This window comes from Marinobacter sp. ATCH36 (assembly GCF_023555055.1).
In the GTDB taxonomy this organism is placed as follows: Bacteria; Pseudomonadota; Gammaproteobacteria; order Pseudomonadales; family Oleiphilaceae; genus Marinobacter.
On the sequence record NZ_JAMJPL010000001.1, the window covers coordinates 1,309,927 to 1,324,213 of the forward strand.

A 14,287-nucleotide genomic window follows, 5' to 3' on the forward strand; every position below is an offset into this window, starting at 1 on the left:
TTGAAACATTTCTGAATGGGGCCATGCTTGGAGACAGGTAGCTGGTATCACTGTCAAAAGTATCCGATATTCATGACTGACACGACGGAAAGTGACGGTTCCCCTGCGGTTTTCCTCCGGCGACTCTGGATGTTTTCACGGCGGGTGATGCGAAACTTCATCCGTAACCATGGCGTCCTTCTGGCAGGGGGCGTGGGTTACAATGTCTTGCTGTCAGCGGTACCTCTGCTGGCGCTGCTAGGGGTTCTGCTGACCCGCGTGGTGGAAGAAGAGCAACTGCTTGAGGTCATGGCGATCCAGGCCCAGCATTTTGCTCCCGCCCATGCTGACATCTGGCTGGATGCGGTTCGGGCCTTTATGGAATCTCGGGATGTCATTGGCATTGCGGGTATTCCGGTTCTGCTGTTTTTCAGTTCCTTTGCGTTCAGGATGCTGGAAGACTCGATTGCCATTATCTTTCACCGGCCGGAAAATCCCCGCCGGAGTTTCTGGTTTTCCGCCGTGTTGCCCTACGCGTTCATGCTGGTGCTGGGTATAGGCCTGCTTACGCTGACCCTGGTGTTTGCTTTCGTCAATACCTTGTACGAGGAACCAGGGCTCATCCTTTACCTGCTCAGCTTTGTCAGCGTCTTTCTGATGTTCAGTACTATCTACAAGGTGTTGCCCATCATGCGTATATCACCGCGCAGGGCCCTGGTCGGGGGACTGGTGGCGGCCATCCTGTGGGAGGCCACACGGCTGGTGATGATGTACTATTTCCTCAACATCTCATTCGTCAATGTGATCTACGGGTCCCTGGCAACCATCATTGTCCTGCTGATCAGCCTGGAGGTGGGCTCCATCATTCTTTTGCTGGGCGCCCAGGTTATTGCAGAACTAGAGCGGAGTGAACGGGCGGGTTTGCCATGGCATGTTAATCTGAACTGAGGTTGGTATCACCGGTGCCGCGCACGGCTCGCTGACCTTGATCAGCGGATTGAAGCCGAATCAGCGAGGTCGCGAAGAGTTCAATCAAACAACGACATCTGGCCCGAACTTTTTGCCGGTTGTAATTTCGGCCGCCTCTGCACTGGCCCCTTACGGCTGCCATGGCGTTCCAGAACCCGGCCGGTCTCTTCCCGGCTGACGTGCTGTTTGCGAAAATCCCCGACGGCCTTGCGGGCTACCCGGGCGGCCTGTTCATGGTCGCACACCGGGGCAATGTAGGTGTTCCCGCCAAACCGTTCTTTCTGGGCCGGCGTCATCAGCCAGGGAGTGTGAATCATCTCCGCGGGCACCCCGGCCAGTTCCGGAATCCAGCGGCGGATGAATTCGCCGTTCGGGTCCAGTTTCTGGCTTTGCAGCACCGGGTTGTAGATTCGCAGGGCATTGATGCCGGTCAGGCCGGATTGCATCTGGGCCTGGGAGTAGTGAATGCCGGGCTCGAAGTCCGTGAACATCCGTGCCAGGTGCAGAGCCGGGTCGCGCCAGTGCAGCCAGAGCTGGTAACTTGCCACCGCCATCAGCATCGCCCGCATGCGGAAGTTGATCCAGCCGGTGTGGTGAAGGGCCCGCATGCAGGCGTCCACCAACGGCCAGCCGGTCAGGCCTTCCTGCCAGCGTTGCAGTCGCTCGGAATCATTGGGGCCGGATTTCAGGCCTTCGAGCTCACGGTGCATGGCGCGAAATTCCAGCTCCGGTTCGTCTTCCAGTTTCTGGATAAAGTGGCAATGCCAGTGCAGGCGGGAGCGGAAGCTGGTGAGACTTTTCTTTTTCCGGGGCAGAGTGTTGCGGTGGTCGCCCGTCGTTTTGCACCACTGATAAATTTCCCGCAGGCTGACCGTGCCATAGGCGATATGGGGGCTCAGGCGTGAACAGGCCTTCACAGCGCTCAGCGGGCTGGAGATATTGTACTGGTAGCCAATACAGCGTCGTTCGAGAAACGAGGCCAGCAGTTTGTCACCACGGGCGCTGCCACCGGCCTGTCTGTCAGGGCAGGGACCCCCTTGGCTGAATGCCGGTACCCTGTCATCGGGCCGGGTTGCCTGCACCAGTGTGCTGGCGGGAATGGACGCAGGAGAGGCCTGAACCGGCTGGCGCATCAGCTCCGTCCACGCTTTATCCCAGACATCCCGGTTGCGCAGGCGGCGGACCACTCCGAACTGGTTCCACTCCCGGAATTCAACGTTGTTTTCATTGCACCAGTTGATGATTGCCCGATCACGCTCAAACGTCCACTGGCCTCCGGTTTCCTGATGGCAGAATACCCGCTGTACGTTGTGACTGGCTTGCAGTTGCCGGAGTACCTCCGTAACCGATCCTTTTCGGACGATCAGGCAATTGCCGGCCCGCCTCAGTTGCTGGTCAAGATCCCCGAGGGATTCCTGAATAAATGCCCACTGACGTTCGCTGGTGTCGGGCAGCTGCCAGTAGTCGTCCTCAACAACATATAAGGGTATCACCGGCTCACCGAACCTGGCGGCTGCTGCCAGCGGCTCGTGGTCGCGTGTTCTGAGGTCCCGTTTGAACCAGACGACGGTTGTCATTGGGCGGGTCTCCCGGATCGGCGGCAGCGTTCACTGCAGTATCGAACGTTGTCCCAGTCTTTTGCCCATTTCTTGCGCCAGGCAAAAGGCCGCTGGCAGACGGGGCAGGTTTTTTCGGGTAAATGGGTTTTTTTGTGCATCCGGCTCAAATCGTTTTTACTGGGTGTAGGTGTCTTACGTTTCGAATGTCAGGGGGGATTGTTGATGGCCAGATTCAGCGACGGACTACCCGCACCGTCTGTACTGATGTTCGACTGGCACGGCACTCTGGTGGACACTCATGACGCCATGTTCAGTGCCATGGAAGACATGCTGCCGCAACTGGAAGATCTGGGGCTGGTGGAAAGGCTGTTGCCTGAAGATAAATGCCGCACGTCCGATGACGCCCGCCTGGTACGTTACATCCGTATTTTTCGCCGCCTTCATCCACGCATTCTGGCGGAACGCCGAGTCTCCCGTACTGACATTTTCAATGCCATTTTTGGAGATGACAAAGACGCCAAGCTGATTGCCCACAACGCCTACAACAACTGCTACCGAAAGTATTTCGGGAAGGTAAGGCCGTTTCAGCAGGGCGCCTACGAATATCTCACTGCCCTTAAGGAAATGGGCATCCGGCTGGCGGTCTCCACCAATCGCAACCGGGAGTTCCTGGACAAGGAACTGGATATGGTGGATGAAGGGCGCTGGCGGAACCTCTTTGACGCTACGGTCTGTGCCGACGACGTGACCGAGTACAAGCCCGATCCTGAGGTAATCACCCGCGTCCTGGAAAAGCTGGATTTACCGGCAGACGAGCGTGCCTGGTACGTGGGTGACAGCTATGTGGACATGCTCACCGCCAACCGCGCCGGTGTCTCCGGTGTTTTCTATAACGGCGCCTGCTGGGAGTCCGGGCGAATTGACAGCTGGTTCAGCCACCGCGATGCGCCTGCGGCGATTCTTGACAGTTTCGAGGACCTGATCAACCTGCTGGCGTTGCTGGAGCGGCAGGAGCCGAAATCCTTCCAGGCGACGCCTGCTGAAGTCCGGCCCCGGCCCTATCCACGCCCGGAACCTCCGCAGCCCCGCATTGAGCCGGACTGGCATCCGGCTGTTGTCAGCCTGATCCGGCCGTCGGTCGTGCTGTTCGACTGGCACGCCACCCTCGTGGATACCCTGGATGCCATGTATCACGCCGTGGATGACATGTTCCCGGAGTTCGAAAAACTGGGGCTGACAGATCGCATGCTGGCACCAGAAGACAGCAAAACTCCGGAAGACGCCCGTCTGGTGGCTTATGTACGGGAGTTCGCCAAACTGCATCCCAAGGTGCGGGCAGACCGCAAGATTTCACGCACGGATATTTTCGAAGTGTTGTTTGGTGAAGACCAGGAAGCGAAACAGATTGCCCACAAGGTGTTCAACCGTCATTACAGGGAACATTACGGCACAGTGAAAGCCTTTGAACCTAAAGTGAGGGCGGTACTGGAGGGGCTGCGGCGAATGGACATACAGGTTGGCGTGATTACAAACCGTGACCGCGAGTTCTTCGAGCACGAGCTGGCAGCGGTGGAGGATACCGGCTGGACGCACCTGTTTGATGTCGATGTTTGCGGCGATGACACGCCGCTGAGGAAACCTAACCCGGACCAGCTTTACCTGGCGGTGCAAAAGCTGGATTATCCGCCGGACCCGAGCGTGTGGTATGTCGGTGACAGCACCACGGATGTGATTGCCGCCAAGCGGGCGGGCATGACAGCGGTGTTCTTCAACGGCGCTCAGTGGGATTTACCATGGCTGAACCGAATTTTCCCGGGCACCCACAAACACCCGGATAAACCAGACGTGGTCGTTAACGACTTCTCGGAGTTCTGGGCCCTGGTGCTGGCCTGTGAGATCGGGCCGCCGTGAGCCATGCCTGGCACTCATTCGGGGCTTTTGCCTCAGGACTTTTCGACATATGCTTGCAGATGCGAACAACAATAAAGGTTTTTGAATGTCTGATGTAAAAGCGTCGATTCTTGTTGTGGATGACGATCTGGCTATACGCGAGCTGTTGCACGAACATCTGTCCCGCGTTGGTTACGACGTGATGACGGCAGCCGAAGGTGATGCCATGCGCCAACAGCTGGAGCAATCAAGGGTGGACCTGATTGTGCTCGACGTCATGATGCCTGGAGATGATGGCTTTACGCTTTGCCGGGAAATCCGCGAGTATTCGCAGATACCTATCATCATGCTGACAGCGAGCTCCGATGAGACGGACCGGGTGGTTGGCCTGGAAATCGGCGCCGACGATTACCTGGCCAAACCGTTCAGTGCCCGCGAATTGCAGGCCAGGGTTAAGGCTCTGTTGCGCCGTTCAAGCTTCACGCGAGCAGACAATCCCAGATTTGTCCGATTTGATCGTTGGAGGCTGGACACTCTGGCCCACGAACTCATCCCGGAGCAGGGCAGTGCTACCCCATTGTCTGGTGCAGACTTTGCGCTGTTGCAGCTATTTCTCGCTCATCCCAACGAAGTGCTGGACCGTGACACTATCTCCGGCGTTACCCGCGGCCGCGAGTGCATGCCGCTGGACCGTGTTGTGGATGTTGCAGTTAGCCGCCTGCGTCAGCGCCTGGGGGATCAGGGGCGCCATCCCAGGTTGATCAAGACGGTGCGTGGGGCAGGGTACCTGTTGGCGGCAACGGTGACTCATGCCGCAGAATGATGGCGGGGTAATCGACACCGGGCGCAAGGTCTGGCGACTTGTGCCGGCGTCGCTTCTTGGCCGAATTCTGCTGCTGACGCTGCTTGCCATGGGCGTTGCCCAGGTGGTATCAAGTGTGATCTGGGTAGGGACTTTTCGTGCACAGCAGGTAGAGGGGCTGGTTAATACCACCCGCAATCTCGCCACTTCAGCAGCGGCAACCACGCAGTTTTTCAAATCCCTGCCGCTGGAATACCGGCATATTGTGCTTGATCAGCTGCGGGACATGGGAGGGTCGCGGTTCTTTGTCTCCCTGAATGACAAGCGAATTGAAATGCGTTCGCTACCGGATAGTGAGCGTAAACAGTTGGTCACAGAGGAAGTCGAGGCGGTGCTCAAGAGCAGGCTCGGCAAATCTACCAATCTGTATGTTGAGTTCGTTCACCCTGATGACCTGCGAATCCTTAATACTCAGTTGCCGCTGGATGCATTACCGAAATCCTGGGCTCACCACGCACTCACCCTTGAACCTATCAAGCCCCCTGTGCTGGTCACCCAGGTGGAAGTGGCAACAGGGGAGTGGTTGTATCTGGCCTCTTTGTTGCCGGCGCCCTATGTGTCACTGGACGACGAAAGCATACCCGGCCAGCAGATTGTTTTTATTCTGGTGATGATCGGCGTGCTTTTTCCTGTGCTGGCATGGCTGGTGCGTCGCCAGACCCGGCCGCTGCACAAGTTGGCGAGAGCGGCACGTGACCTGCCACTGGATGAGGGCCAGCCGCCACTGCAGGAACAGGGAAGCGCTGAAATCATCGCGGTTACCCGTGGTTTCAACACCATGCACCGGCGGCTGCAAAGTTATATCAGCGACCGGGACGAACTGTTCCGGGCAATCTCCCACGACCTGAAAACTCCAATCACAAGGCTGCGCCTCCGGGCCGACCTGATCGATGATGAAAATATCCGTGAAAAGCTCGAGAGCGATCTGCAGGAGCTGGAGCTACTGGTCAAAGGTGCCCTGCAAAGCATGAAAGACACGGACATTCACGAGAATGTCGAACTTGTCGATATCGATGGCATGTTGCGCCGAATGGCGGAGGCCTACATGGGTGACAACCCTCGGGTTGTGGTGGAGGGCACCTGTGCACCATACCGCGGCAAACCGCTGGCACTGAAGCGCTGCCTGGGTAACCTGGTGGATAATGCGGTCAAGTACGGAGAGTCGGCGACCATCACTGTGGAGGATTCTCCCGAGCAGGTAACCATTCATGTCAGGGATCAGGGGCCGGGCATTCCCAAAGAGAAGCTTGGTCGGATTTTCGAACCTTACTACCGCCTTGGTGGGAAGCATCGGCGGGGCCACGGTCTTGGTCTTGGAATTGCCCGCAACATTGCGCAAAGCCATGGTGGTGATCTTGAAATAGCCAACTGGTCGGGCGGCGGCCTGGACGTCACTCTTTCGCTGCCCCGACACTGAGCTTGCCATGTAACGACCTTGTTACATGGGCCTTTCAGTTTGATACGTTCCCCTTCCGGGTATTGCCATAGACTCTGATGTTGCCAATACAACAAAAACAAGGAGTCATAATGAATACCTGTAAACCGTATCGTACTAACAGCACCCATGACGCTATTGCCGGTCGCCGACTGGCGCTTGCCGTGAGCGTGGCTTCATTGGGTCTGGTTGTTAGCCAGGCACAGGCGCAGGAAAGCGTGGAAGACCGCCTGTCTGCCCTGGAGCAACAGCTGGCAGAGGTCGAGCCCCATGCCCGGGGCGACCAGGGCTTCTCCTTCAACACCTACGCCCGTTCCGGACTGCTGCTCAACAGTGACGGCAAGAGCGCCCCCGGCGGCCCCTACCTGACACCCGCCGGTTCGGTCGGTGGTGCCGTGGGCCGGCTGGGTAACGAGCCGGACACCTACCTGGAAGCCATCCTCAATTACAAAAGCGTGGCCGATAACGGCACCAAGGCCCATTACCGCCTGATGATTGCCGACTCCACCACCTCCAGCAACGACTGGACTGCTGGCGACGGCGCCCTCAATGTGCGCCAGGCCTATGTGGAGTTCAGCAACCTGGCCGGCTTCACCGGGGTTTTCGAGGACGCCTCCATCTGGGCCGGCAAACGCTTCGACCGGGACAACTTCGACATCCACTGGCTCGACAGTGACTTTGTGTTCCTGGCGGGCACCGGTGCCGGTCTCTACGACGTGACCTTCAGTGAGTCAGTGAAGTCCAACTTCTCTCTCTATGGCCGCAGCTTCCAGGACTTCCCGTCCGATCCGGACAGCACCGATGAGACCTCGGACACCGACAACCTGATTCTTACCGCCAACAACTACTTCGGTAACCTGCAGTGGATGATCAACGGCATGTCGGCTGCAGACAATGATGAGCGCGTTGTAGAAGGAGTCACCGAAGCGGCCGACACCGGTGTGAACACCATGTTGGCCTACCACGGTGACAGCTTCTTCGGGATCGCCGATGGCAACTTCAAGGTCGCACTTCTGCACGGCCAGGGCCTGGGCGCGGAGGTCAAGAACATCGGCGCCGATGGCAACCTGCATGAAGACGCCGCCAGTACCCGGGCCGCCGTCTATGGCACTACCCGGCTGAGCGACAGCTGGCGGATTGCCCCGATGATCATGGCCGAAACCAGCACGGACCGGTATGTGGAAGGCGATGAGTACCAGTGGCTCACCTTCAACACCCGCCTGGCCAACGAACTGGGCGCCAACTTCGAGATGCAGTACGAGGCCTCCTGGCAGGTGATGGACCTGAACACCGAAGGCTACGACGACCGGGGTGACGTGGATGGCGACTACGCCCGCTTCACCATTGCTCCGACCTTTAAGCCGCAAGTGGGCGGGTTCTGGAACCGCCCGGAGATCCGTGTTTTTGCCAGCTACTCCACCTGGGACGACGAGCTCAACCGCTATGACGGTGGCGATGCCCTGGGGCAGGAAGATTTTGGCGGCAGCCAGTGGACCTTTGGTACCCAGATGGAAATCTGGTTCTGATACTGACAGGCGTCTTCATTACAAAAACAAGGAGCTTATATGAATCACTTTAAACGTCATCTCACTGCCCTGGCGGTTTCTGCCGCCCTGATGCCAACAGCGGCCGTTCACGCCGGTGAAGTCGAAGTCTTGCACTGGTGGACCGCCGGTGGGGAGGCGCGCGCAGCGGCTGCCCTGAAACAAATGATGGAAGAGCAGGGCCATACCTGGAAAGACTTTGCCGTGGCCGGCGGCGGTGGTGAAGCCGCCATGACTGTGCTGAAAACCCGTGCTGTCTCCGGTAATCCCCCCGCAGCGGCCCAGATCAAGGGCCTCGACATTCGAGAATGGGCAAAGCTTGGTTTTCTGACCAGCCTGGACAGTGTCGCCGAGGCTGAGAACTGGGATCAGCTCATTCCGCCAAGAATTTCCGATGTTATGAAGTACGAAGGTGAGTACGTGGCCGTGCCGGTAAACGTACACCGGGTGAACTGGCTGTGGGTGAACCCGGATGTCATGGAAAATGTTGGCGTTGAGGTCCCCACCACTCTGGACGAGTTCTTCGAAGTCGCCGACAAGCTCAAGGCGGAGGGGTACATTCCCCTGGCGCACGGTGGCCAGCCCTGGCAGGACGCAACCGTGTTCGATGCCGTGGCACTCGCTGAACTGGGCCCGGATGACTACCGCAAGGCCTTCGTCGACCATGACATGGATGTGATCAATAGCGAAAAAATGGAAGAGGTGTTCGCACAGTTCGCCAAGGTCATGAGCTATGTCGATGACGATGCTGCTGGCCGTGACTGGAACACTGCCACTGGCATGGTTATTCGTGGTGAGGCGGCGATGCAGATCATGGGTGACTGGGCCAAGGGCGAATTCACCGCCGCTGACCTGACACCGGGTGAGGATTACCTGTGCGCGCCAGCTCCGGGCACCACGGGCCAGTTCACCTTTAACGTGGACTCCTTCGCCATGTTCAGTCTCACCGAAGAAGATGATATCAAGGCCCAGAAAGATCTGGCGCGCACCATCCTGGAACCGGAATTCCAGACCCTGTTCAACCAGAACAAGGGCTCCATCCCGGTTCGCACCGACATGGACATGAGTGACTTCGATACCTGTGCCCAGGCGTCGATGGAGACGTTCAAGTCCAGCGCCGACGATGGTGGTCTGGTGCCAAGCTTCTCCCATGGCCTGGCAACCACCAGCTACATCCAGGGTCAGATCTTCGATGTGGTCACCAACTTCGTTAACTCCAATAACCCGGATCCGGTAAAAACCACGGACCAGTTGGCAGCCGCCATCAAGTCCGCCATGTAATGCCGTACCAGGCCGCCCATTGGGCGGCCTTCGGGTTTTTTCAGGAGATTCCTCATGGAACACACTCAACGTCGCCCTGCCGGGGTGGCCAGGGCATCGTCTGGCCTGATGGACGGCCTGCAGCGCTGGTTGCCCAAGTTGGTAGTGGCGCCAACTTTCCTGCTGGTTGGCATCGGAATCTATGGCTACATGCTGTGGACAGGCGTGCTGTCGTTTACCAATTCCAGCTTTCTGCCCAGTTACGAATTCGTCGGTCTCGAGCAATACGCCAAGCTGATGGAGAGTGAGCGCTGGCTGGTCGCGTCCTGGAATCTTGCGATCTTCGGGGGCCTGTTCATTGGCATTTGCCTGCTGATCGGTGTGGTACTGGCGATTTTCCTGGACCAGCGTATCCGTCAGGAAGGTGCTATCCGAACGATCTATCTCTACCCCATGGCACTGTCCATGATCGTGACGGGCACGGTTTGGCGATGGATTCTGAATCCGAGCCTTGGGCTGGAAAAGCTGATGCATGACTGGGGCTGGACGTCGTTCAGCTTTGACTGGCTGGTGGATTCCGATTTTGCCATCTACACCATCGTGATGGCCGCAGTATGGCAAGCGTCCGGTTTCGTGATGGCCCTGTTTCTGGCAGGCCTGCGAGGTGTAGATTCATCCATCATGCGGGCTGCAAGGGTGGATGGTGCCAGCCTGCCGATGATCTACTGGAAAATCATCCTGCCTTCCCTGCGGCCGGTGTTCTTCAGTTCCGTGATGGTACTGGCCCACATTGCCATCAAGAGTTTTGATCTGGTGATGGCAATGACCTCTGGCGGTCCGGGCTATTCCACCGACTTACCTGCAGTGTTCATGTATGCCCATACCTTTACCCGTGGCCAGATGGGCCTGGGCTCCGCCAGCGCCATGCTGATGCTGGGTGCCATTCTCGCGTTGCTGGTGCCCTACCTGTATTCCGAACTGAGGGAGAAGCGCCATGACTGATGTGGTTCGTACCGGCTTCCGCCCCAGCCGCATTGCCATATACGGAGTGTTGTTACTCGCGTGCCTGGTGTACCTGATTCCGCTGATCATCATGCTGATCACCAGTTTTAAGACGCCCATGGATATACGTACCGGCAACCTGCTGGCCCTGCCAACCGACTGGACGGTTATGGGATGGACCAAGGCGTGGTCCACGGCCTGCACCGGGGTGCAGTGCGAAGGAGTGAAAGGGTACTTCTGGAACTCGTTCAAGATGACCGTGCCAGCGGTACTGATTTCCACGCTGCTCGGCGCCTTCAACGGCTACGTGTTATCGAAATGGAAATTCAAGGGTTCTGACCTGATGTTTGGCATGCTGCTGTTTGGCTGTTTTGTGCCATTCCAGGTTGTTTTGCTGCCCATGGCTGCGACCCTTGGCAAGCTTGGGCTGGCCAACACAACCACCGGGTTGGTGCTGGTCCATGTGATCTACGGGGTGGCTTTTACCACACTGTTCTTCCGTAACTATTACGTGGCCATACCCGATGCCCTGGTGAAAGCTGCCCGGCTGGACGGTGCCGGCTTCTTCACTATTTTCTTTCGCATCCTGCTGCCCCTGTCCACACCGATTTTCATGGTGTCACTGATCTGGCAGTTCACCCAGATCTGGAACGACTTCCTGTTTGGTGTGGTCTTTGCCAGCGGTGACAGCCAGCCCATAACGGTGGCCCTGAACAATCTGGTGAACACCAGTACCGGGGTGAAGGAATACAACGTGGATATGGCCGCCGCCATGATCGCCGCGCTGCCAACACTGGTGGTGTACATCGTGGCAGGCAAGTACTTCATACGCGGCCTGACGGCCGGCTCGGTTAAAGGGTAGAACAACAATGGCACAACTTGAACTGCGGGACATCCGCAAGACCTACGCAGGCGCCCTGGACGAGACTCTCAAGGGCATCAACATAGACATCGCGTCCGGTGAGTTCCTGACCCTGGTCGGGCCGTCGGGCTGCGGCAAATCCACCCTGATGAACAGCATTGCCGGCCTGGAAACCATTACCGGCGGGTCGATCGTGGTGGATGGCAAGGACATATCGGGCATGGAGCCCAAGGATCGGGACATTGCCATGGTGTTTCAGTCCTACGCGCTCTATCCCACCATGTCGGTGCGCGAGAACATTGCCTTTGGCCTCAAGATTCGTGGCATGCCTAAAGAGGAAATCCGCCAGGAAGTGGAGCGGGTGGCTGACCTGCTGCAGATATCCGCACTGTTGAACAAAAAGCCCTCTCTGCTTTCCGGCGGGCAGCAACAGCGGGTGGCCATGGGGCGGGCGCTCGCCCGCAGGCCGAAGATCTACCTGTTCGACGAACCGCTTTCCAACCTGGACGCCAAGCTGCGGGTGGAAATGCGTACCGAGATCAAGAAGCTGCACCAGCGCCTGAAAACAACCATCGTGTACGTCACCCATGACCAGATCGAGGCCATGACCCTGGCGGACAGGATTGCCGTGCTCAAGGATGGCGAATTGCAGCAGTTAGGCACACCAAAGGAAGTGTACGACACGCCGGAAAACCTGTTTGTTGCCGGCTTTATGGGCTCGCCCTCCATGAGTTTTATTGACGTCGACGTTGAGCGGACGGAAACGGGCCTGTCTGTCTCGGTGGAAGGCAGCGACGGCAGAACGCTGACCCTGCCAGTGCCGGATTATCTGGAGAACTGGGCCGGTAAGCGGGTGATTCTTGGCATCCGCCCGGAGCATGTTAGTCAGCCTGACGAACAGAAGAGGGACAACCCGATGGTGACCGAGGGCCGCTTCACCGTGGAAGTGACCGAGCCGACCGGGCCGGACGTGCTTGCGGTGATCCGCCTCAATGACACGGATGTGCAGTGCCGGCTTGATGCGGAACACCCGGTGGAATGGGGCGAAGAAGCCGAACTGATGTTCGACATGAGAAAAGTGGTCTTTTTTGACCCGGAAAGCGAGAAACGCATTCGGCCGTAAATGGCCCGCTAAAGCTGTTCCTCAGAGCTCCTCCAGTCGCGCCAGCAGGTTGTCGGCACGCTGGAGCAGCGCTTCCCGCCTATCAGGTTTCTGTTTGTCCCAGTTGCGGTACATCATGCCCATACGCGGGTTACTGGCAAAATCTTCCCGGTGACGATTGATGAAATGCCAGTACAGAGAGTTAAACGGGCAGGCATCCTCTTCCGTGGATTTGTTCACCTTGTAGTGGCAGTTGCTGCAGTGGTCAGACATGCGCTGGATATACTTGCCACTGGCTGCATAGGGTTTTGAGCCCAGGTACCCACCGTCAGCATGCATCACCATGCCGAGTACATTCGGCAGTTCCACCCAGTCATAGGCATCGGCATACACTGCCAGGTACCAGTCACAGATCTCCTCCGGTTTGACGCCGGCCAACAGTGCGAAATTGCCGGTAACCATCAGCCGCTGGATGTGGTGGGCGTAGGCGTTGCGTCTAGTGGCATCGATGGCCTTGTGCATGCAGCGCATTTTTGTGTCGCCGGTCCAGTAGAACCAGGGCAGAGCGCGGGTATTGCCAAGTCGGTTTTCCTGGGCATACGCAGGCATATTCATCCAGTAGATACCCCGCACGAACTCCCGCCATCCCAGAATCTGACGGACAAACCCCTCCACCGCATTGATAGGAGCACGCCCGGCATACCAGGCCTGGGCGGCGGCTTCGCAAACGGCCAACGGGTCCAGCAGGCCGCTGTTGATGTAGGGCGAGAGGATAGAATGGAACAGCCAGTCCTCGTCGTCCGACATTGCATCCTGGAAATCGCCAAAACACGGCAGCGCGAAATCGATAAAGTAATCCAGAGCGTGCTCTGCATCCTCTGGCGTCACGGCGAAATGAAAGTCCTCTGTGGTGCCAAAATGATTGGCGAAGTGCTCGTCAACCAGGTCAATCACCTCCCGGGTCACCTCATCGGGTTCAACCCGAAACGGCGCCGGCGCCGCCGGTTTACCCGTCCACTTGCGCCGGTTGTCAGCATCGAAATTCCATTCCCCACCCTCGGGCTTGCCATCCGGTGTCATCAACAAACCGGTTTTCCGCCGCATTTCCCGGTAAAAGAACTCCATCCGCAACTGTTTTCGCCCCTCGGCCCAGTCCGCGAACTCCTGCTTACTGGCAATAAAACGGGTATCAGGACGGACCTCCACCGGAACACCCAGCCGTTCATGCCACTGGCTGATCTGCTCATGCAGCCGCCACTCCCCACATTCGGTAGTAATGATCCTGTCCGCGCCGTTTTGTTTGAGTTGACCGGCAACAACCGCTTCCAGGCTCCTGGCTTCATTGTCCGGGTGGTAAGCCTGGTAGTGAACCTGCCAGCCATCCTCTTCAAGGCGCTTTGCAAAATGTCGCATGGCGCTGAATAGCAGCACGATTTTCTTTTTGTGATGGTTGGTGTAGCTCGCTTCGTCATGGACCTCCGCCATGACTATCCGATCCTGCTTTTGGTCAGCGTGTTTGAGAGCGCTGATGTCAGTTGTCAATTGGTCGCCTAGAATCAGAATCAGATTAGCCATGACAGACGTTGTACTCCATTTTTGAGCAGGCGGTCCTGCAATGAGGTGAGGTGGGCGGAGGGGGTGTCCTGCCAAAATCGTGCGGAGCCATGGATGGCGGAGCCGAGCGTACAGGGAAGTATTCACAGCGTATTTTGGCAGGGCACCCCCTCCGCCTACCGGGTGCCAGGCACCAGATACTCCCCAAAAGGGGTAGCAGGGATACGCCATCAGCTCAAGGGTGGTTCATGTCTGGTGCTGGTAAACTG

12 protein-coding genes are annotated in these 14,287 nt (G+C 57.8%); 9 read left to right on the forward strand and 3 right to left on the reverse strand.

All coding sequences use genetic code 11. From position 1 onward, the window contains the following. Window positions 1-72: 72 nt before the first annotated feature. Window positions 73-927: a YihY/virulence factor BrkB family protein gene (locus tag M8010_RS05910; RefSeq protein ID WP_250089622.1), complete on the forward strand. Its 855-nt coding sequence runs from the start codon at window positions 73-75 to the stop codon at window positions 925-927. Window positions 928-1,007: 80 nt separating this feature from the next. Here the strand turns inward: M8010_RS05910 and M8010_RS05915 are convergent, their stop codons facing one another. Together M8010_RS05915 and M8010_RS20020 are read right to left on the reverse strand one after the other, a co-directional pair. After that, the gene (locus M8010_RS05915; RefSeq protein WP_250089623.1) at window positions 1,008-2,525 is read right to left on the reverse strand and encodes an FAD-binding domain-containing protein; all 1,518 of its coding nucleotides are present in this window, start codon (window positions 2,523-2,525) and stop codon (window positions 1,008-1,010) included. Further along, window positions 2,522-2,665, reverse strand: coding sequence for a DUF2256 domain-containing protein (locus M8010_RS20020; protein ID WP_349666086.1), 144 nt, complete (start codon window positions 2,663-2,665; stop codon window positions 2,522-2,524). Before M8010_RS20020 ends, M8010_RS05915 begins: the two co-directional genes overlap by 4 nt. Window positions 2,666-2,729: 64 nt before the next feature. Here M8010_RS20020 and M8010_RS05925 point away from each other — a divergent pair, with 64 nt between their 5' ends. The 8 genes from M8010_RS05925 (at window position 2,730) to M8010_RS05960 (ending at window position 12,485) form a co-directional block, all read left to right on the forward strand. Then, complete coding sequence (locus M8010_RS05925; protein WP_250089625.1) at window positions 2,730-4,418, forward strand: HAD family hydrolase; 1,689 nt, start codon at window positions 2,730-2,732, stop codon at window positions 4,416-4,418. An 85-nt stretch (window positions 4,419-4,503) separates the two neighbouring features. Next, entirely contained in the window at window positions 4,504-5,220 is a 717-nt protein-coding gene (locus tag M8010_RS05930) for a response regulator (RefSeq protein WP_250089626.1), read from the forward strand. Next, a complete protein-coding gene (locus tag M8010_RS05935; protein ID WP_284047944.1) occupies window positions 5,207-6,676 on the forward strand; it encodes an ATP-binding protein in 1,470 nt (489 codons plus the stop codon). Before M8010_RS05930 ends, M8010_RS05935 begins: the two co-directional genes overlap by 14 nt. Window positions 6,677-6,786: 110 nt before the next feature. After that, entirely contained in the window at window positions 6,787-8,220 is a 1,434-nt protein-coding gene (locus M8010_RS05940) for a carbohydrate porin (RefSeq protein ID WP_250089627.1), read from the forward strand. A gap of 39 nt (window positions 8,221-8,259) precedes the next feature. Continuing rightward, window positions 8,260-9,519: an ABC transporter substrate-binding protein gene (locus tag M8010_RS05945; protein WP_250089628.1), complete on the forward strand. Its 1,260-nt coding sequence runs from the start codon at window positions 8,260-8,262 to the stop codon at window positions 9,517-9,519. A gap of 54 nt (window positions 9,520-9,573) precedes the next feature. After that, window positions 9,574-10,500 (forward strand): carbohydrate ABC transporter permease, encoded by a 927-nt coding sequence (locus M8010_RS05950; protein ID WP_250089630.1) that lies wholly within the window; start codon window positions 9,574-9,576, stop codon window positions 10,498-10,500. Then, window positions 10,493-11,362, forward strand: a complete 870-nt coding sequence (locus M8010_RS05955; protein ID WP_250089631.1) for a carbohydrate ABC transporter permease — start codon at window positions 10,493-10,495, stop codon at window positions 11,360-11,362. The genes M8010_RS05950 and M8010_RS05955 overlap by 8 nt, the downstream gene beginning before the upstream one ends. Window positions 11,363-11,369: 7 nt before the next feature. Then, entirely contained in the window at window positions 11,370-12,485 is a 1,116-nt protein-coding gene (locus M8010_RS05960) for an ABC transporter ATP-binding protein (RefSeq protein ID WP_250089632.1), read from the forward strand. Window positions 12,486-12,506: 21 nt separating this feature from the next. Here the strand turns inward: M8010_RS05960 and M8010_RS05965 are convergent, their stop codons facing one another. Continuing rightward, the gene (locus M8010_RS05965) at window positions 12,507-14,039 is read right to left on the reverse strand and encodes a cryptochrome/photolyase family protein (protein WP_250089633.1); all 1,533 of its coding nucleotides are present in this window, start codon (window positions 14,037-14,039) and stop codon (window positions 12,507-12,509) included. Window positions 14,040-14,287 lie beyond the last annotated feature (248 nt).